We start from the raw sequence: 18,886 nt of genomic DNA, 5'->3' as shown, positions 1-18,886 counted from the left end.
TTATTGTTGTTCGACGAGCGCGCGCGCGTCGCCGACGTGGCCGCGATACGCTTCGAAAATCTTGCGCAGCGCTTCGTCGAAGGTCGACTTGGGCGCCCAGCCGAGCTCCTGCATCGTGTTGTCGATCTTCGGCACGCGATTCTGCACGTCCTGATAGCCGGCGCCGTAGTACGCGCCCGACGACGTTTCGACCAGTTGCACTTTCTTCGCGGTCTCTGCGTATTCCGAAAATTCCGCGGCAAGCGTCAGCATCTTGTGCGCGAGTTCTCGCACCGAGAAGTTGTTGGTCGGATTGCCGATGTTGTAGATCTTGCCCGTCGCGATGTTGTCCTTGTTCTCGATGATCTTCATCAGCGCGCCGATGCCGTCGTCGATATCGGTGAACGCGCGCTTCTGAGCGCCGCCGTCGACGAGGCTGATGTTCTCGCCGCGCACGATGTGGCCGAGGAACTGCGTGACCACGCGCGAACTGCCTTCCTTCGGCGTGTAGATCGAGTCGAGGCCCGGGCCGATCCAGTTGAACGGACGGAACAGCGTGAAGTTCAGGCCCTCCATGCCGTAGCCCCAGATCACGCGGTCCATCAGCTGCTTCGAGCACGCGTAGATCCAGCGCGGCTTGTTGATCGGACCATAGGACAACTGCGATTCTTCCGGATCGAACTGCTCGTCCGTGCACATGCCGTAGACCTCGGAGGTCGACGGGAACACGAGGTGCTTGCCGTACTTGACGGCCGAACGCACGATAGGCAGGTTCGCTTCGAAGTCGAGTTCGAACACGCGCAGCGGCTGCTTCACATACGTGGCGGGCGTGGCGATCGCGACCAGCGGCAGAATCACATCGCACTTCTTGATGTGATATTCGACCCACTCCTTGTTGATCGTGATGTCGCCTTCGAAAAAGTGCATCCGCTCATGATTGATGAGATCGCCCAGACGTTCGGTCTGCATGTCCATTCCGAAGACTTCCCAATCGGTCGTTTCGAGAATGCGTTTGGACAGGTGATGGCCGATGAAGCCGTTCACACCCAGAATCAGGACTTTTTTAGCGAAACCTTCGGTTTTCATGAATGACGGGGAGTTTGGATGAGCTGGGCGAATTCGGCGGGGGTGACGACGGTTTCGGCGCCGTCGTGCTGATGCCGCAATTCGTGGATGGCGATCGCGCGACCGTCGCCGCATATCGCGAAAACGGCATTATCGCTTACGTGCAGCCCCGGCGGCAAATCCGGGCGAAGCGCGCCAGGCGCCGCAAGCCGCGCGCGCGCAACGACAAAACGCCGGCCGCCGATGTCGGTAAACGCGCCCGGATAGGGCGGCGCGACCGCGCGAATCAGGTTGTAGACCTGCTGCGCCGGCTGCGTCCAGTCGATGCGGCCGTCTTCCGGCTTGCGCCCGCCGTAGTAGCTGCCGTGCGCGAGATCGTTCGGCAGATGCGGCGCTTGCCCCGCGAGCAAGGCGGGCAAGACGCGCCACAGCGTTTGCTCCGCAGCCACCGTGACTTTGTCGAACACTTGCGCGGCGGTGTCGTCGGGGAGAATCGGCACCGGCGTTTGCGCGATGATCGCGCCCGCGTCGGGCTTCGCGGCCATTTCATGCAGCGTCGCGCCGGTTTCCGTTTCACCGTGCAGCACTGCCCAGTTGGTCGGCACACGGCCGCGGTACTTCGGCAATAGCGAGCCGTGCATGTTGTAGGCGCCACGCGCGGCGAGCGCGAGCAGGTCGACCGGCAACATGTGGCGGTAGTAGAACGAGAAGATGAAGTCCGGCCGCGCCGCGCTGACGGCCGCGCGCAATTCAGGGCTTTGGGGATCGGCGGGCGTCACCACGCGAATGCCGTGCTCGGCCGCAACGGTTGCCACGCTGGCGAACCAGATGTTCTCGAAGGGGCTGTCTTCGTGCGTGACGACGAGCGCCACATCGACGCCGCGCGCGAGCAGCACCTGCAGGCAGCGCACGCCGACGTTGTGATACGCGAATACGACGGCGCGCGGTTTCATCGGTTCGGGCCCTCGTCCTCGCGATCGGCGAGCGGCGCCGGTTGGATCGCTTGCACGACCGTTTGACGCGGCATTTCAACCACGGTCGTGCCGTCGCGCTGTTCGAGAATCGTCTGCACGAGATAGCGCGGACGCGCGCGCACCTGCTGATAAATCCGGCCGATATATTCGCCGAGCAGCCCGAGCGCGAAGATGATCACGCCGAGCAGGAAGAACGTAATGGCGAAGAGCGTGAACACACCCTGAACTTCCGCCCCGATGATGAAGCGGCGAATCAGCAGCAGCACGAACAGCGCCGCCGAGCCAAGCGACAGGATCACGCCGATGAACGACAGCCACTGCAGCGGCACCACCGAGAAGCCGGTCACGAGGTCGAAATTCAGGCGGATCAGCGAATACAAGGAGTACTTCGATTCGCCGGCAAAGCGCTCTTCGTGTGCGACTTCGATCTCGACGGGATTCTGTGCGAAGGTGTACGCGAGCGCCGGAATGAACGTGTTGATTTCACCGCAGCGATTGATCGTGTCGATGATGTGCCGGCTATACGCGCGCAGCATGCAACCCTGGTCCGTCATCTTGATACGCGTGATGCGCTCGCGCAGCCGGTTCATCGCGCGCGAGGCCTTGCGGCGCCACAGGCTGTCCTGGCGTTGCAGGCGGATCGTGCCGACGTAGTCAAAGCCTTCGCGCATCTTCGAAACGAGCTTGCCGATTTCTTCCGGCGGGTTTTGCAGATCGGCGTCGAGTGTGATCACGATCTCGCCGCGCGACTGCTCGAAGCCCGCGAGAATCGCCATGTGCTGACCGTAGTTGCCGTTCAGCAGGATCACGCGTGTGGTATCGGGGCGCGCGCGGAACTGCTCGGCGAGCAGCGCGGCCGATTTGTCGCGGCTGCCGTCGTTGATGAAGATCACTTCATAAGACGTGCCGAGTGCGTCGAGCGCCGGATAGAGCCGCACGAAGAGCTCCGCCAGCCCGGCTTCCTCGTTGTACACCGGAATGATGATCGACACTTCCGGTGTGACGGCGCGTTGTTCCGTATAAATCATTTCCGCTTATTTCCGTATTGTTCGCAAATTTCGTTGACCGCGCGGCACACGCGCTCCACGTCGCCTTCGTTCATCAGCGTGAAGAGCGGCAGCGTGACGTTCGTCGCGCCGAAGCGTTCGGCGTGGGGGAACATGCCTTCCGTAAAGCCGCGCGCGCGGTACAGCGAGAACAGATGAATGGCCGGATAGTGCACGCCCGACCCAATGCCGCGTTCTTTTAACTGGCCCATGAAGCCGGCACGGTCGATCGAGAGTTTTTCCAGCGGCAGCGTGATCTGGAACATGTGCCAGTTGCTGTTTTCGAAGTCGGCGAACGGCAGGCCGACGCCAAGCTTCAGCGCCGCGCCGCCCTCGAAGCCGGCGAAGTATGCGCGCGCCAGTTTCCTGCGTTGCGCGAGAAAGCGTTCAAGGTGCGGCAGCTGACCGAGGCCGACACGTGCGGCCACGTCGGTCAGGTTGTACTTGCCGCCCAGCACGTCGCAGTCCATGCCGTCGAAACCAGTGCGTGTGATGCCTTGCAGCCGATATTTCTGCGCAAGGACGGCTTCCTCCTCGTTGTTCAGCACCAGTGCGCCGCCTTCGATCGACGTGAGGTTCTTGTTCGCGTGGAAGCTGAAGGAGACGAGGTCGCCGATTGCGCCGATGCGCTTGCCGTTCCACGTTGAGCCGAACGCCTGTGCGGCGTCTTCCACCACGCGCAGTTTGTGCTGGCGTGCTATCGCGTACAGACGGTCCATGTCGACGGGCAGGCCGGACAGATAAACAGGAATCAGCGCCTTGGTGCGCGGCGTGATCGCCTTCTCCAGCTTGTCGAGGTTGATATTGCGCGTGACCGGGTCGATGTCGGCGAATACCGGCGTCGCGCCGACTTCGTAGATGACGTTGCTGGTCGAGACCCACGAGGCGGGCGTCGTAATCACTTCGTCGCCTTCGCCTACGCCGGCGATGCGCAGCCCAATTTCGAGCGTCGCCGTGCCGGAATTGAACGTACGTACCGGACGGCCGCCGCAAAATTCAGAGAGCGCCGCCTCGAACTTCTGATTCTGCGGGCCGGTAGTGATCCAGCCCGAGCGCAGAACGTCGGCTACGCCGCGAATCGTTTCTTCATCGATTTCCGGTTTGACGAACGGCAGGAACGGCAGAGGCGGGACGGATGACTGGGTCATGAATGCTTCGCTCGATCGAAAGGGCCGCGGCCCGATGGGCGCAGTTCGACACACACTACGCGCAAATCCAGGCCAAGGCTAAAAAGGGTGCAAACCGCGGAGCATACCGCGATCAACCTTACGTTTTGCTTAGCCGGCATGGATGCCGGCTTACGCTATCTTTACGCCAGTTTTGCCACGGTTTTTATCGTGGTGTTCTAGCCGCGCCTAGCCGCGCGCGACTATCACCACGCCCACCAGAATGACGCCGATGCCGACCAGCTTCTGTACCGACAGCACTTCGCCGAACAGATACCACGCGGCGAAAGCGTTGACGACATAGCCGAGCGACAGCATCGGATAGGCGATCGACACATCCACGCGCGACAGCCCGACAATCCAGACGGCGAGGCTGATCACATAGCAGGCCACACCGCCGATGATCGGCGGCTGCGTCGCAAGGCGAAAGGCGATCGGCAGGATGTTCGCACGGGTGAATTCAAAGTGTCCAACGGCATTCGTTCCGGCTTTGAGCAGCAACTGCGCGCCGGCGTTCAACGTGACGCCGGCGAGAATGCAAAAGAGGGAAATCGGGTTCATCGGGTGTCCAGGTTCTGATATGGGGTCACTGTTGCGGTTTTTCCATCGGCGCCGCCACCGGGTCTGCCGCGAGCGGCTTCATCACGACGACGCGGCGCGAGTCACGGGCGATGACCTGCATGGGCAGGCCTTCCTTCAGGAGCCGGTCGTAAGTCGATGGCGGAATCAGCGCGAGCGCGTAGCGGTCGGCCTTCCAGCGCTGGATCCACGCGTCTACCGACGGCAACCATTTCTGTGGCTCCACGGATATGCCGAACGCCAGTTCGTCCGGATGCTCGACCATCGTCATCGTATGGCCGATGTAGAAGGGCAGCGTGTGGTCGAGCACGCCGACTGAGTAGAACGGCGTGTCGGCCGGCAATTTCGCCATCTGGGCCTTGATCGCGGGCGCGAGCTGTGCGCCGGAACTGAGGCGGCCGAATACGTCGTGACCGATGCCGGCGATCGTGCCGAGCAGCAGCCACGCCGCGCCGAAACTCGCGATCGTGCCGAGGCTGCCGGCGCGGCTGCGGCGATTGAGCCACAGTGCGGCGAGCGTCAGCACGAATGCAACGGCAAGCGCCGCCAGAACCCACGTGCGGTACTCGGCGTACAGTTCGGCGGGGTTGCGCTGGCTGCCGAAGCGCGAGAGGAACAGCGCGGCGAACGCGGCGACTACGAGAAACAGTGCATAGCCGGCGAGGTGGCGGCGCAACCGGTCGCGTGTGACGAGCGGCAGATACATGCCGATCAGCAGCGCGATGGGCGGCGCGATCGGCAGCGTATACGAGAGCAGCTTGGAATGCGACGCGCTGAAGAACAGGAAGATGAAGCCCGTCCAGACGAGCATCATCGTGACCGGCGCGAAGCCGTTCGGCTGGCGCGGCAGGCGCCATGCGTGACGCACGCTCTGCACCGTCACCGAGAGCCACGGCAGGAAACCGACGATCAGCACCGGCACGAAGTAATAAAACGGCCCGGGACGGTTTTGCTCAGGAGTCAGGTAGCGCTTGAACTGCTGAACGATGAAGAAAAAGTTGAGAAATTCCGGATTGCGTTCTTGCACCAGCACGAACCACGGCGTGACGATCGCGAAGAACACGATCAGGCCGCCGATCAGGTGCAGGCGTTTCCACACGGCCCAGTCGCGCGCGATCACCGTGTAGAGCACCAGCACGGCGCCCGGCAGAATCACGCCGACGAGGCCCTTCGACAGGACCGCGAGCGCCATCGAGCCCCAGCACAGCCACATCCAGCCGCGTATACAGGCGGTCTCGAGATTCGGGCGCTGCGCGAGCAGCAACGCGCACAACGTGAGTTCCATCCAGAACGACAGGCCCATGTCGAGTGTGTTGAAGTGGCCCATCAAGTTCCAGTAAGGCGAGGTCGCAAGCACCAGCGCCGCGAACACGCCGGTGGCCGCATTGAACACGCGCGCGCCGGTGAAGCCGATCAGCAGCACGCCGGCAAAGCCGGTGAGCGCCGTGTAGAGCCGCGCCTGCCATTCGCCGATGCCGAACCACGCGAACGTAAGCGCGTTCGCCCACGTTTGCAGCGGCGGTTTTTCGAAGTATTTGTAGCCGTTATAGCGCGGCGTGATCCAGTCGCCGGTGACGAACATTTCGCGCGCCATTTCGGCGTAGCGGCCTTCGTCGCTTGGCAGCAGATGGCGCCAGCCAAGCGGCACGAACCAGATGACGGCAAGGGCCAGCACCAGCAGCAGGATCGCGGTGCGGTTGAGCGGTAGCCTCGACGGCGTATCGTTCATCGATTTAAACCTTTCTGGCGACGCCGCATTGCGGCGCTGCGTTGTTATTCGGAAATGGCGGCTGGCTGGATCGTCCGGTCAGCCGCGGTGCTCTTATGCCTCGCCTTGCGTAAGGTCTTATGACCGGTCTATGCCAGGCGGGTTTCGGGCGCAACTGCGCACGCTGCTGCCCGTGTCGCCAGGCGTCATGGCGACTCGCGCCGGCCGCTGCCGCGGCTAGCTGACCGACCAGCGGAGCGGCCCGCACGGCGACGCCGCTGCGAGCCGCAATCGCTCCTATGCAGACCGCCGGCTTTGCGCAGATGGCGCGCAGTGTACGTGATCGTCGGTGACGCGGCGAGGGCGGGGCGCAGCACAGCGCGTGAAGCGGCCGCTCAGCGCGCTCTGCCGGCACCGTCGGCCATGAATGGCCAGCATCGGCTACGTGCTAGCCTTCGATCAGCAGTGCGGCCGCGACCTTGCGGCCCTCGGCCATCAGAATGTTGTACGTGCGGCAGGCAGCCTTGAAGTCCATTGTTTCGACGCCGATGCGTTTGGCGGTGAGCGCAGCGGTCAGGCGCGGGTGCGGAAAACGCAGCCGCTCGCCGCTGCCGAATATCACCACCTCGGGCGCGGGCTCGACCAGCATGGAGAAAAGCTCGGGGCTCAGTTGCTCGAAGGACGTAACAGGCCAGGGAATGACAGGCGCTTCCGGCAGCACGAGGATGCTACCCGAATGACGCACCAGATTGATTTCGACATAGCCGGCGCCGTAACCGGTCACGGTGTTGAGGGCGCCGCTGGAATCCTGATGTAATTTCAAATTCGTTTTCCGAAGTCGTCGCGAGACATCATGCGTGTTGGCGGCCTGATCATAGAGAGTACGAACAGGGCGGTCGACGCGAGTGGGACACGAAAGGGCCGAAAAAGCTCCCGTTATGGATTCCGCTACGGTCCCGTTACGGTTGGTGCATTGCGGAAGTCGGCCAAAATCCGCTAAATTATAGCTTTTTAGCCGCCCAGCGGCGCCCTCCGCTCATGCGCCGCCATAAGCCGCGCTGACGATCCGGGGCGGGCCTTATCGGCTACATGCCTGGTTTTGCCCGCTTTCGTCCATTTCTGTTCCGTTTCCTGCCTGTTCGCTGCTGCATCGGCGCAATCCGCCATAAAGCGCATCGAACAGCTCAGCAGCGGCTTTAACGAAGTGGCTGCATGGGCAGCCGCTGCAACCGCTGCCGCGGAAAAGGGCGACCCGATGCGCGCTGGCCGCACCCGCTTCCCGTATCGGCGAATCTGCCCGGCACGTTGAGTTGTTTGTCGGCGCCTGCTTGCTCCAGCCCCAGCCCTAAGCCATTAACCAGGATGAAGTGCCCGCCGTGAAACCGATTCTCAAATCCAACAAGTTGTTGAATGTCTGCTACGACATCCGCGGGCCTGTCCTCGAACATGCGAAACGGCTCGAAGAAGAAGGCCACCGCATCATCAAGCTGAACATAGGCAATCTGGCGCCGTTCGGTTTCGAGGCTCCGGACGAAATCATTCAGGACATGATCCTGAACCTGCCAGGCTCGTCCGGCTACTCGGATTCCAAAGGTGTGTTCGCCGCGCGCAAGGCGATCATGCATTACACGCAGCAAAAGGGCGTACATGGTGTGGAGCTGGACGACATCTACATCGGCAACGGCGCTTCCGAGCTGATCGTGATGGCGCTTCAGGGCCTGCTCAACGACGGCGACGAAGTGCTGCTGCCCGCGCCCGACTATCCGTTGTGGACCGCCGGCGTGAGCCTCGCGGGCGGGACGCCGGTGCATTACATCTGCGACGAGGCGAACCGCTGGATGCCCGACCTCGACGACATCCGCGCGAAAATCACGCCGAATACGCGCGCGCTCGTCGTCATCAATCCGAACAACCCAACCGGCGCGCTGTACTCCGACGAACTGCTGCTCGGCCTGATCGAAATCGCGCGCCAGCACGGCCTGGTGATCTTCGCCGACGAGGTCTACGACAAGATCGTCTACGACGGCAAGACGCATACGTCGATGGCCGCGCTTTCCGAAGACGTGCTCACCGTCACGTTCAACAGCCTGTCGAAGAGCTACCGCTCCTGCGGCTACCGGGCGGGGTGGATGTTCATCTCGGGCCTGACGGGCGAAAACCGCCGTCACGGGAAAGACTATTTCGAAGGGCTCGGCATTCTCGCTTCCATGCGCCTGTGCCCGAACGTGCCCGGCCAGTACGCGATCCAGACCGCGCTCGGCGGCTATCAGAGCATCAACGACCTGATCGTGCCGAGCGGGCGTCTCTACAAGCAGCGCGAACTCGCCTACGACATGCTGACGTCTATCCCCGGCGTGAGTTGCGTGAAGCCGGAAGCGGCGCTGTACATGTTCCCGCGTCTCGATCCGAAGGTTTATCCGATCCAGAACGATCAGCAGTTCATTCTCGACCTGTTGCTGGAAGAGCGCGTGCTGCTCGTGCAGGGCACCGGGTTCAACTGGAAAACGCCGGATCATTTCCGCGTCGTGTTCCTGCCGAACGTGGACGACCTCGCGGATTCCATCAACCGGATTGCGCGCTTTCTCGACGGTTACCGCAAACGTCACACGGCTTAGCGCACAATAGGCGTTTCGCGGCCTCGGCGGCGTATCGCGTCCGACATCGAGAAAACGCCGGGTCGCCGCAAGTTTTCTCACGCCCTCGGGGCCTGGCGCAAAGGGCCGGGGTTGGGGCAGTTGAAAAACGCCGGGCAGCCTCGAGCTTTTTTCAGCCCTCGGGGAGCCCGGCGCGAAGCGCCAGGTCGTTCGCACTTTTTAAACATCTACTCGAAAACACGCTGCATGGAACCGATCAAAGTTGGACTGCTGGGCTTCGGCACGGTAGGCAGCGGCACCTTCACGGTACTGCGCCGCAATCAGGAAGAAATCAAACGTCGCGCAGGCCGCGGCATCGAGGTTGCGCGCATTGCCGTGCGCAATCCGGCGAAGGCCACGGCGGCGCTCGGCGCCGATGCCGCAAGCGTCGCGCTGACCGACGACTTCAACGCGGTGGTCGACGATCCGTCGATCGACATCGTCGCGGAAATGATCGGCGGCACGGGCGTAGCGCGCGACCTCGTTCTGCGCGCGATCAGAAACCGCAAGCACGTGGTCACGGCCAACAAGGCGCTGCTCGCCGTGCACGGCACGGAGATCTTCGAAGCGGCGCGCGCCAACGGCGTGATGGTCGCGTTCGAGGCGGCGGTGGCGGGCGGCATCCCGATCATCAAGGCGCTGCGTGAAGGACTGACGGCCAATCGCATTCAGTACATCGCGGGCATCATCAACGGCACGACGAACTACATTCTTTCGGAAATGCGCGACCGCGGGCTCGACTTCGCGACCGCGCTCAAGGCCGCGCAGGACCTGGGCTACGCCGAAGCCGATCCGACCTTCGACATCGAAGGCGTCGATGCCGCGCACAAAGCCACGATCATGAGCGCGATTGCATTCGGCGTGCCGGTGCAGTTCGACCGTGCGTATGTGGAAGGCATCAGCAAGCTCGCGGCAATCGACATCAAGTACGCCGAGGAACTCGGCTACCGCATCAAGCTGCTCGGCATCGCGCGGCGCACCGACAAGGGCATCGAATTGCGCGTGCACCCCACGCTGATTCCCGAAAAGCGCCTGCTTGCGAATGTGGAAGGCGCGATGAACGCGGTCGTCGTGCACGGCGATGCCGTCGGCACCACGCTGTATTACGGCAAGGGTGCGGGCGCGGAGCCGACTGCGTCCGCGGTGGTCGCCGATCTGGTCGACGTGACGCGCCTGCATACGGCGGACCCCGAGCATCGCGTGCCGCATCTGGCGTTCCAGCCGGACCGGCTGTCGAGCACGCCCATACTGCCGATCGACGAAGTAACGAGCGGCTACTACCTGCGTCTGCGGGTCGCGGACGTGACCGGCGTGCTGGCCGACATCACGCGCATTCTGGCCAACACCGGTATCTCGATCGACGCGCTCCTGCAGAAGGAGTCGGAGCAGGTGGACGCGAACGGCAAGGGCGAGACCGACATCATCCTGATCACGCATGAAACGGTTGAAAAGCATGTCAATGCGGCGATCAAGTCGATCGAGGCGTTGCACACCGTTGTCTCGCAAGTCACGAAGCTGCGCATGGAAGCGCTGAACTAGGCCGAACTATGAACTATCTCTCCACACGCGGCGCCGGAGCCGGCGAGCGCCACACTTTCTCCGACATTCTGCTGGGCGGCCTCGCGAAAGATGGCGGCCTGTATCTGCCCGCCGAATATCCGCGCATCAGCGCCGACGAACTCGCGCGGTGGCGCACGCTGCCGTATGCGGACCTCGCATTCGAAATCCTGTCGAAATTCAGCGACGACATTCCCGCTGAAGATCTGCGCGCGCTGACTCGCAAGACCTACACGGCTGCCACTTACTGCAACGTGCGCGACGACGAAAGCGCGGAGCAGATCACGCCGTTGAAAACGCTCGGCGTCGAGAATGGCGCGCCGCTCTCGCTGCTGGAACTGTCCAACGGTCCGACGCTCGCGTTCAAGGACATGGCGATGCAGTTGATCGGCAACCTGTTCGAATATGCGCTCGCGAGGCATGGCGAAACGTTGAACATTCTCGGCGCGACTTCGGGCGACACGGGCAGCGCGGCGGAATACGCGATGCGCGGCAAGCAGGGTATTCGCGTGTTCATGCTGTCGCCGCACAAGAAGATGAGCGCGTTCCAGACCGCGCAGATGTACAGCCTGCAAGATCCGAACATTTTCAACCTCGCGGTCGAGGGCGTGTTCGACGACTGCCAGGACATCGTCAAGGCCGTGTCGAATGATCACGCGTTCAAGGCGAAGTACAAGATCGGCACGGTCAATTCGATCAACTGGGCGCGCGTCGTCGCGCAGGTCGTCTATTACTTCAAGGGTTATTTCGCCGCGACGAAGCGCAACGACGAGCGTGTGTCGTTCACGGTGCCGTCGGGCAACTTCGGCAACGTGTGCGCGGGTCACATCGCGCGCATGATGGGTCTGCCGATCGAAAAACTCGTGGTGGCCACGAACGAAAACGACGTGCTCGACGAGTTCTTCCGCACCGGCATCTACCGCGTGCGCAAGGCCGCCGAGACCTATCACACGAGCAGCCCGAGCATGGACATTTCGAAGGCGTCGAACTTCGAGCGCTTCGTGTTCGATCTACTTGGCCGCGATCCGGCGCGGGTGTTGCAACTGTTCCGCGACGTCGAGGAAAAAGGCGGTTTCGACCTCGCGGCGAGCGGCGACTTTGCTAGCGTGAAGGCATTCGGTTTCGTGTCGGGCCGCAGCAGTCACGACGATCGCGTCGAAGCGATTCGCGATGTGTTCCAGCGCTACGACACGATGATCGACACGCATACGGCAGACGGCCTGAAGGTCGCGCGCGAACATCTGCAACCGGGTGTACCGATGATCGTGCTGGAGACGGCGCAGCCGATCAAGTTCGGCGAGACGATTCGCGAAGCGCTGTTGCGCGAACCGGAGCGTCCGGCTGCTTTCGCCGGGCTGGAGTCGCTGCCGCAGCGTTTTGAAGTGCTGCCCGCGGATGCGCAGCGCGTGAAGGACTTCATCGTGGCGAACACCGGCGTGTAATCGGCGTGAAGCGCGGGCCGGCGACCCGCGCGATGACATGCTGAGCCGGCATGGCGCGACCCACACCGTGCCATCAGCACGGGATTGAAAGGGCGCGTGCCGCAGCGGCACCTGGCGTGCGCCTCAAAAATATCCGGCAACGCACACAACGCAAAGGCTCGCGAACGGATCGGGTAAGCGGAAACTGAGCGAAGACCCGCTCCGCGGATCTGCTCCGAAGCCCGCGCTAAGCGACCTGCCAGCAGCCGGAAACGGGTCCAACGGTCCAATGGTCCATAAGTGCGGCCCGACAAGGCCCAGCCTTCGACCGCTACAATGTTCCTTTAACCTGCGGCTTCGAACCACAGATGTCCACTCCCACGCCCCGCGCTCCGATGCTCGCCACCGCTGACGCATTGGCGACCCTGCTCAGCGCTGCGAGCCCGGTGATCGGCACCGAATTCATCCCGACTCTCGAAGCGTCGGGCCGGGTGCTCTCGGCCGATGTCGTCTCTCCGCTCGACGTGCCTCCCATGAACACCAGTTCAATGGACGGCTACGCGATCCGCGCCGCCGACGTCGCGCCGCACGGCAACCGCCGTCTGCCGGTGTCGCAACGCATTCCGGCAGGTCACGCGCCCGAGCCGCTTAAGCCCGGCACGGCAGCGCGCATTTTCACCGGCGCAACGGTGCCGCCGGGTGCGGACGCGATCGTCATGCAGGAGCAAGCGGAAGCGGGCGGCGACGGGGTCACCATTCTGCACAGCCCCCGGCCCGGCGAATGGATCACCGCGCAAGGCGCGGACATTCGCAGCGGCTCGGTCATCCTGCCGGCCGGCACGCGGCTCACACCGCAGGCGTTGGGGCTGGCCGCGTCGGTTGGTTGCGCCGAACTGGAAGTGCGTCGGCGGGTGAAAGTCGCTGTTTTCTATACCGGCGATGAGCTCACCATGCCGGGCGAGCCGTTGAAACCCGGCGCGATCTACAACTCGAATCGCTTCACGCTGCGTGGCCTGCTGGAGAAGCTCGGTTGCGAGGTGAGCGACTTTGGAATCGTCGCCGATCGGCTCGATGCGACGCGTGCCACGCTGCGTGAAGCCGCGCACGCGCACGATCTCATTCTGACGTGCGGCGGCGTGTCGGTCGGCGAGGAAGACCATGTAAAGCCGGCCGTCGAGGCGGAAGGGGGCCTTGCAATGTGGCAAATCGCGATGAAACCGGGCAAGCCGCTCGCGTTTGGCGCGGTGCGCCGCGGCGCGGGCAACGGCGGCGGCGGAGGCATAGGGAACGACCGCCACGGCAATGGTAACAACAGCAACGACAACGCCGGGCGCGCCCAGTCGGTTTCGGATCCAACAGCCCCGGCAGACTCGCGTGCATCTTCCGCCGAAACCTTTTTCATCGGTCTGCCGGGCAACCCGGTGTCGAGCTTCGTCACCTTTCTGTTGTTCGTGCGCCCGTTCATCTTGCGTCTCGCGGGCGTGCAGGCCGTCGCGCCGCGTGCGCTGTCGCTGCGCGCCGACTTCACGCAGAGCAAAGCGGATCGCCGTAACGAATTCCTGCGTGCGCGCATCAATGCCGCCGGTGGGCTCGATCTGTTCCCGAACCAGAGTTCGGCCGTGCTGACGTCGACGGTATGGGGCGACGGCCTGATCGACAATCCGCCCAACCATGCGATTAGCGCCGGCGAAACCGTGCGCTTCATTCCCTTTTCCGAATTGCTGAACTGAGGCCGGCAACGCCGGCGGCATCCCATGAAGATTCAACTCCGATATTTTGCGAGCGTGCGCGAAGCGCTCGATCTGGCCGACGAAACGGTCGAGGTGCCCGAGGGCGTCGCCACCGTCGGCGACGTGCGCGCGTGGCTGCGCGTGCGCGGCGGCATCTGGGCCGACACGCTCGCCGAAGGCCGCGCGCTGCGCATGGCATGCAATCACGTAATAACGGACGCCGGCACGAGAATCACCGAGGGTTGCGAGGTCGCCTTTTTTCCACCCGTGACAGGCGGTTGAACCGCAAGGAGCCCGCCATGCCCGTACGTGTCCAGACTGCAGATTTCGACCTTACCGCGGAGGTCGCCGCGCTGCGCGCGCGCAATCCGAAGATCGGCGCGGTGGCGTGCTTCGTCGGCACGGTGCGCGATCTGAACGAGGGCAGCGCTGTCGAGGCAATGGAGCTCGAGCATTATCCCGGCATGACCGAGAAGTCGCTGGAAGGGATTGTGGAAACCGCACGGCAGCGCTGGCCGGGCATCGAGGTGCTGATCGTCCATCGCGTGGGCAAACTTTATCCGCTCGATCAGATCGTGCTGGTGGCGACCACGGCTGCGCATCGCGGGGATGCGTTTGCGTCGTGTGAATTCGTGATGGACTATCTGAAGACCCAGGCGCCGTTCTGGAAGAAGGAGAAAACCGACGCAGGCGAGCGTTGGGTCGATGCCCGCGTGACCGACGATGCCGCACTCGCGCGATGGGGCATCGAATCGGGGAACGGTGTTTCGGAGTAAGCGTCTGCCGCGTTTGTTCTCGCTTGTCGCCGGTTCGCACTGTTTCCGCTGCTTGCCGCGCCTAGTGCGGCAAGCCAAAACAAGCCGGACATCCCCGAGATCACCCGCAAGCGCCGCATCGTCACTCGTCGCGCCCCCGCCCGATAATACGCGCCGGAAACGGCTCCCCGGCGGGCCGTGCCGGAAGCTGGGGCTCATCGTCGCGAGGCGCGCGTTTCGGCGCCACACGCTCAAGCAAAGCCTGCTGTTCGGCCGGAATCTTATAATCCCAACCAAAGCGGCTCAACTGCAAGCTCTGCGCGATACGCAGCGCCGGTTCCATGAAGCGGACCGCTGCGGCCGGCTCATAACGCGACTCGACAGTGTCGAGAAACAGATACAGCCAGCGGCTGAAATGCTGCGGCTCGATTCCCTCGAGCGGCTGATGCGCCTGCTGCACGTTGCCCCGATATTGCTTCGCGCCCAGCACGAGACTCGCCCAGAACGTACACATTTTCGGCAGATGATCGTCCCAGCGGCCGGCGAGCGTCGCATCGAAAACCGGTCCGAGCAGCGGGTCGGCGCGCACCCGATCGTAGAACCCGTACACGAGCTCCCGGATATTAGCTTCGGTAGGCTCGGAGGCGCGCTCGACAAGCGGTGCGGCGGGAAAAGAAGGCTTCATGCTGATTCCAGAAATATGCGACGATCTGTTCGCGCCTTGCCACAGCGCGCCACAGACCGTCACGAACGGTCACAGATCCGGCCAGTCCGGCAAACTGCCCGGCAGAACTGCGCGGAAAATAGCGCGCTTTTCATGTGAAAGCGCGCGGCGGGAGACGTTACCATTGGCGTCGAAGGCCCGCTCTCACTCATGCAGCATAATTAAATATGTGCCAGCTCTGCATCTTATGGCGAACGAGCGGCCCCCGGCAACCCTTGCATCGACGCGGTTATCCCACGGATCGCGGCTTGTGTTCATCGTGATACTGCACCTATGAGACTGACCGACTACACCGACTATTCGCTGCGCGTCCTTTTGTACCTCGCTGTTCGTGGCGAGGGTTTATCGACTATTCAGGACATTTCGCAGGCGTACGGCGTCTCCAAGAATCACTTGATGAAAGTGGTGCAGCAACTCAGCGAACTCGGCTGGGTGGATACCGTGCGCGGTCGCAATGGCGGCTTGCGGCTTGCCGAGCGAACGCGCGCGCTGACCGTCGGCGAGGTCGTGCGCGCGACGGAAAACGACTTCGCGCTCGTCGCCTGCCTGCCGGATCAGAACGGCGAGCGCCGCGCCTGCGTCATCACGCCCCAGTGCCGGTTGCGCAATGTACTCGAAGCGGCGCGCCACGCTTTTCTCACGGAACTCGATAGCCATACGATCGGCGACGTTGCGGGTCCCCAAGGCCCACTGGCGGCGTTGCTCGGCATACGCACCGTCATTCCGGTCATGCCCGCCGCGCCGGAGGGCGACAAGCCGGTGCCGATCGCCTGAGCTCAGCTGAGAGGCACCGTCACGCACTTTTTCTTCGCGTTAGATGTTCGAAACTCCGTCGGGACGGCAAAAAAGCGCTTGAAACCTGAATAAAACGCCTCATTTTGGTGATAATCGAAATTGGAGGTCTCACATGAGAATCGACAAACTCACCACTAAATTCCAGGAAGCGCTGGCGGACGCGCAGAGTCTCGCGGTCGGCCATGACAATCAATACATCGAACCGGTTCATGTCCTCGCGGCGCTCGTCGCGCAGCAGGACGGTTCCGCGCGTTCGCTGCTTTCGCGCGCCGGCGTGCATGTTCAGGCGCTTCAAACCGCGCTCGACGAGGCCATCACGCGTCTGCCGCAAGTTCAGGGCACCGACGGCAATGTGCAGATCGGCCGCGAACTCACCGGTTTGCTGAATCAGGCAGACAAGGAAGCGCAAAAGCTCAACGACACGTTCATCGCGAGCGAAATGTTCCTGCTCGCGATCGCGGACGATAAAGGGGAAGCCGGCCGTGTCGCGCGTCAGCATGGCCTGTCGCGCAAGTCGCTCGAAAGCGCGATTGCCGCCGTGCGCGGCGGCTCGCAGGTGCACAGCCAGGACGCCGAAAGCCAGCGCGAGGCGCTGAAGAAGTACACCGTCGATCTGACCGAACGTGCGCGCGCCGGCAAGCTCGACCCGGTGATCGGCCGTGACGACGAAATCCGCCGCTCCATCCAGATCCTCCAACGCCGCACCAAAAACAATCCGGTGCTGATCGGCGAGCCGGGCGTGGGCAAGACCGCGATCGTCGAAGGTCTCGCGCAGCGCATCGTCAACGGCGAAGTGCCGGAAACGCTCAAGGGCAAGCGCGTGCTCTCGCTCGACATGGCCGCATTGCTGGCGGGCGCCAAGTATCGCGGTGAGTTTGAAGAGCGTCTGAAGGCTGTACTGAACGACATCGCGAAAGACGAAGGGCAGACCATTGTCTTCATCGACGAAATTCATACGATGGTCGGCGCCGGTAAGGCCGAAGGCGCGATGGACGCGGGCAATATGCTGAAGCCGGCGCTTTCGCGCGGCGAGTTGCATTGCGTCGGCGCGACCACGCTCGACGAATATCGCAAGTACATCGAAAAGGATGCCGCGCTGGAGCGCCGCTTCCAGAAAGTGCTCGTCGACGAACCAACGGTCGAAGCCACGATTGCGATTCTGCGCGGCTTGCAGGAGAAGTACGAACTGCATCACGGTGTGGACATCACCGACCCGGCGATTGTCGCGGCGGCTGAACTGTCGCACCGCTACATCACCGATCGTTTCCTGCCGGATAAGGCAATCGACCTGATCGACGAAGCCGCGTCGAAGATCAAGATGGAGATCGACTCGAAGCCCGAAGAGATGGACCGGCTCGACCGTCGTTTGATCCAGCTGAAGATCGAACGCGAAGCCGTCAAGAAGGAGAAGGACGAAGCGTCGCAAAAGCGCCTGCAACTGATCGAGGAAGAAATCGAGCGGCTCGATCGCGAATATTCGGACCTCGAAGAAATCTGGACTGCGGAAAAAGCCGCAGTGCAGGGCAGCGCGCAACTGAAGGAAGAGATCGACAAGACGCGCGCGGAAATCACGCGCTTGCAGCGCGAAGGCAAGCTCGAGAAGGTCGCCGAATTGCAGTACGGCAAGCTGCCGGGTCTCGAGGCGCAACTGAAGGAAGTCACGCAGGCCGAGGCGAAGGAGCAGAACAATCCGACGCGCCCGCGCCTGTTGCGCACGCAGGTCGGCGCGGAGGAAATCGCGGAAGTCGTGTCGCGTTCCACTGGTATTCCGGTTTCGCGCATGATGCAGGGCGAGCGCGAGAAACTGCTGCAGATCGAAGACAAACTGCATGAGCGCGTGATCGGCCAGGATGAGGCGATCAGCGCGGTGGCCGATGCGATCCGCCGCTCGCGGGCCGGCTTGTCAGACCCGAACCGGCCATACGGTTCGTTCCTGTTCCTCGGGCCGACCGGCGTCGGTAAGACCGAGTTGTGCAAGGCGCTGGCCGCGTTCCTGTTCGATTCGGAAGATCACCTGATCCGCATCGACATGAGCGAGTTCATGGAGAAGCATAGCGTCGCGCGTTTGATCGGCGCGCCGCCGGGATATGTCGGCTACGAAGAGGGCGGTTATCTGACGGAAGCCGTGCGGCGCAAGCCGTATAGCGTGATCCTGCTCGACGAAATCGAGAAGGCGCATCCGGACGTGTTCAACGTGCTGTTGCAAGTGCTCGACGACGGCCGCATGACCGACGGCCAGGGCCGTACCGTGGACTTCAAGAACACGGTGATCGTGATGACGTCGAACCTGGGTTCGCAGGTGATCCAGTCGATGGTCGGCGAGCCACAGGAAGCGGTGAAGGACGCGGTGTGGGAAGAGGTGAAGCTGCACTTCCGGCCCGAGTTCCTGAACCGGATCGACGACGTCGTGGTGTTCCATGCGCTCGATCGTTCGAACGTGCAGTCCATCGCGCGAATCCAGTTGCAGCGTCTGCACGAGCGGCTTGCCAAGCTCGATATGCAACTGGTGGTATCGGACGAGGCGCTGGAGCACGTCGGCAAGGTCGGCTACGATCCGCTGTTCGGCGCGCGGCCGTTGAAGCGCGCGATCCAGCAGGAGATCGAGAACCCGGTCGCGAAACTGATCCTGGCCGGCAAGTTCGGTCCGAAGGACGTCATTCCGGTCGAACTTGAAGACGGCAACCTGGTGTTCGAGCGCGTGGTGCATTGACGTCGCGCGTCGTTAGGGCGGGAGATTGACGCGGCGCGCTAACG

Annotated in this window: 16 protein-coding genes; 8 read left to right on the top strand and 8 right to left on the bottom strand. The window is 62.8% G+C overall.

What is annotated here, in order from left to right; all coding sequences use genetic code 11:
• The 7 genes from F759_RS0104755 to F759_RS0104720 form a co-directional block, all read right to left on the bottom strand.
• A complete protein-coding gene (locus tag F759_RS0104755; RefSeq protein WP_027798843.1) occupies positions 1–1,065 on the bottom strand; it encodes a bifunctional UDP-4-keto-pentose/UDP-xylose synthase in 1,065 nt (354 codons plus the stop codon).
• Positions 1,062–1,997 carry a formyltransferase gene (locus F759_RS0104750; RefSeq protein ID WP_027798842.1) on the bottom strand — a complete coding sequence of 312 codons (936 nt, stop codon included), beginning with the start codon at positions 1,995–1,997 and terminating at the stop codon, positions 1,062–1,064. Before F759_RS0104750 ends, F759_RS0104755 begins: the two co-directional genes overlap by 4 nt.
• On the bottom strand, positions 1,994–3,046 hold the full coding sequence (locus F759_RS0104745) for a glycosyltransferase (RefSeq protein ID WP_027798841.1): 1,053 nt from the start codon (positions 3,044–3,046) through the stop codon (positions 1,994–1,996). The genes F759_RS0104750 and F759_RS0104745 overlap by 4 nt, the downstream gene beginning before the upstream one ends.
• Positions 3,043–4,212, bottom strand: coding sequence for a DegT/DnrJ/EryC1/StrS family aminotransferase (locus tag F759_RS0104740; protein WP_027798840.1), 1,170 nt, complete (start codon positions 4,210–4,212; stop codon positions 3,043–3,045). The genes F759_RS0104745 and F759_RS0104740 overlap by 4 nt, the downstream gene beginning before the upstream one ends.
• Before the next feature lie 207 nt (positions 4,213–4,419).
• Positions 4,420–4,791: an SMR family transporter gene (locus F759_RS0104730; protein ID WP_027798839.1), complete on the bottom strand. Its 372-nt coding sequence runs from the start codon at positions 4,789–4,791 to the stop codon at positions 4,420–4,422.
• Between the two features lie 25 nt (positions 4,792–4,816).
• Positions 4,817–6,538: an ArnT family glycosyltransferase gene (locus tag F759_RS0104725; RefSeq protein ID WP_027798838.1), complete on the bottom strand. Its 1,722-nt coding sequence runs from the start codon at positions 6,536–6,538 to the stop codon at positions 4,817–4,819.
• Positions 6,539–6,965: 427 nt separating this feature from the next.
• Positions 6,966–7,340 (bottom strand): Mth938-like domain-containing protein, encoded by a 375-nt coding sequence (locus F759_RS0104720; RefSeq protein WP_027798837.1) that lies wholly within the window; start codon positions 7,338–7,340, stop codon positions 6,966–6,968.
• A 544-nt stretch (positions 7,341–7,884) separates the two neighbouring features.
• On the opposite strand from F759_RS0104720, the gene F759_RS0104715 reads away from it, so the two are divergent.
• The 6 genes from F759_RS0104715 to moaE all read left to right on the top strand — a co-directional run bounded on the left by F759_RS0104715 (position 7,885) and on the right by moaE (position 14,634).
• Positions 7,885–9,132, top strand: coding sequence for a pyridoxal phosphate-dependent aminotransferase (locus F759_RS0104715; protein WP_027798836.1), 1,248 nt, complete (start codon positions 7,885–7,887; stop codon positions 9,130–9,132).
• A 225-nt stretch (positions 9,133–9,357) separates the two neighbouring features.
• Complete coding sequence (locus F759_RS0104710) at positions 9,358–10,689, top strand: homoserine dehydrogenase (protein ID WP_027798835.1); 1,332 nt, start codon at positions 9,358–9,360, stop codon at positions 10,687–10,689.
• Between the two features lie 8 nt (positions 10,690–10,697).
• Complete coding sequence (thrC, locus tag F759_RS0104705) at positions 10,698–12,149, top strand: threonine synthase (RefSeq protein ID WP_027798834.1); 1,452 nt, start codon at positions 10,698–10,700, stop codon at positions 12,147–12,149.
• 347 nt (positions 12,150–12,496) lie between these two features.
• A complete protein-coding gene (locus F759_RS0104700; RefSeq protein ID WP_027798833.1) occupies positions 12,497–13,858 on the top strand; it encodes a molybdopterin molybdotransferase MoeA in 1,362 nt (453 codons plus the stop codon).
• A 24-nt stretch (positions 13,859–13,882) separates the two neighbouring features.
• Positions 13,883–14,140 carry a molybdopterin converting factor subunit 1 gene (moaD, locus tag F759_RS0104695; RefSeq protein ID WP_027798832.1) on the top strand — a complete coding sequence of 86 codons (258 nt, stop codon included), beginning with the start codon at positions 13,883–13,885 and terminating at the stop codon, positions 14,138–14,140.
• Between the two features lie 17 nt (positions 14,141–14,157).
• On the top strand, positions 14,158–14,634 hold the full coding sequence (gene moaE / locus F759_RS0104690) for a molybdopterin synthase catalytic subunit MoaE (protein WP_027798831.1): 477 nt from the start codon (positions 14,158–14,160) through the stop codon (positions 14,632–14,634).
• A 121-nt stretch (positions 14,635–14,755) separates the two neighbouring features.
• On the opposite strand, the gene F759_RS0104685 is transcribed toward moaE, so the two are convergent.
• Positions 14,756–15,298, bottom strand: coding sequence for a group III truncated hemoglobin (locus tag F759_RS0104685; protein ID WP_027798830.1), 543 nt, complete (start codon positions 15,296–15,298; stop codon positions 14,756–14,758).
• Between the two features lie 312 nt (positions 15,299–15,610).
• On the opposite strand from F759_RS0104685, the gene F759_RS0104680 reads away from it, so the two are divergent.
• On the top strand, positions 15,611–16,111 hold the full coding sequence (locus tag F759_RS0104680) for an Rrf2 family transcriptional regulator (RefSeq protein WP_027798829.1): 501 nt from the start codon (positions 15,611–15,613) through the stop codon (positions 16,109–16,111).
• Positions 16,112–16,244: 133 nt separating this feature from the next.
• Entirely contained in the window at positions 16,245–18,842 is a 2,598-nt protein-coding gene (clpB, locus tag F759_RS0104675; RefSeq protein ID WP_027798828.1) for an ATP-dependent chaperone ClpB, read from the top strand.
• Positions 18,843–18,886: the final 44 nt, after the last annotated feature.

The sequence above is a fragment of the Paraburkholderia dilworthii genome (genome assembly GCF_000472525.1).
Lineage (GTDB): Bacteria > Pseudomonadota > Gammaproteobacteria > Burkholderiales > Burkholderiaceae > Paraburkholderia > Paraburkholderia dilworthii.
Note: the sequence above shows the minus strand (reverse complement) of the source record. Positions and strands in the feature narration are given on the sequence as shown.

Coding starts and splice junctions, on each gene's coding strand:
- F759_RS0104755 (WP_027798843.1), bottom strand. CDS start 1,065: ATGAAAACCGAAGGTTTCGCTAAAAAAGTCCTGATTCTGGGTGTGAAC.
- F759_RS0104750 (WP_027798842.1), bottom strand. CDS start 1,997: ATGAAACCGCGCGCCGTCGTATTCGCGTATCACAACGTCGGCGTGCGC.
- F759_RS0104745 (WP_027798841.1), bottom strand. CDS start 3,046: ATGATTTATACGGAACAACGCGCCGTCACACCGGAAGTGTCGATCATC.
- F759_RS0104740 (WP_027798840.1), bottom strand. CDS start 4,212: ATGACCCAGTCATCCGTCCCGCCTCTGCCGTTCCTGCCGTTCGTCAAA.
- F759_RS0104730 (WP_027798839.1), bottom strand. CDS start 4,791: ATGAACCCGATTTCCCTCTTTTGCATTCTCGCCGGCGTCACGTTGAAC.
- F759_RS0104725 (WP_027798838.1), bottom strand. CDS start 6,538: ATGAACGATACGCCGTCGAGGCTACCGCTCAACCGCACCGCGATCCTG.
- F759_RS0104710 (WP_027798835.1), top strand. CDS start 9,358: ATGGAACCGATCAAAGTTGGACTGCTGGGCTTCGGCACGGTAGGCAGC.
- thrC (WP_027798834.1), top strand. CDS start 10,698: ATGAACTATCTCTCCACACGCGGCGCCGGAGCCGGCGAGCGCCACACT.
- F759_RS0104700 (WP_027798833.1), top strand. CDS start 12,497: ATGTCCACTCCCACGCCCCGCGCTCCGATGCTCGCCACCGCTGACGCA.
- moaD (WP_027798832.1), top strand. CDS start 13,883: ATGAAGATTCAACTCCGATATTTTGCGAGCGTGCGCGAAGCGCTCGAT.
- moaE (WP_027798831.1), top strand. CDS start 14,158: ATGCCCGTACGTGTCCAGACTGCAGATTTCGACCTTACCGCGGAGGTC.
- F759_RS0104685 (WP_027798830.1), bottom strand. CDS start 15,298: ATGAAGCCTTCTTTTCCCGCCGCACCGCTTGTCGAGCGCGCCTCCGAG.
- F759_RS0104680 (WP_027798829.1), top strand. CDS start 15,611: ATGAGACTGACCGACTACACCGACTATTCGCTGCGCGTCCTTTTGTAC.
- clpB (WP_027798828.1), top strand. CDS start 16,245: ATGAGAATCGACAAACTCACCACTAAATTCCAGGAAGCGCTGGCGGAC.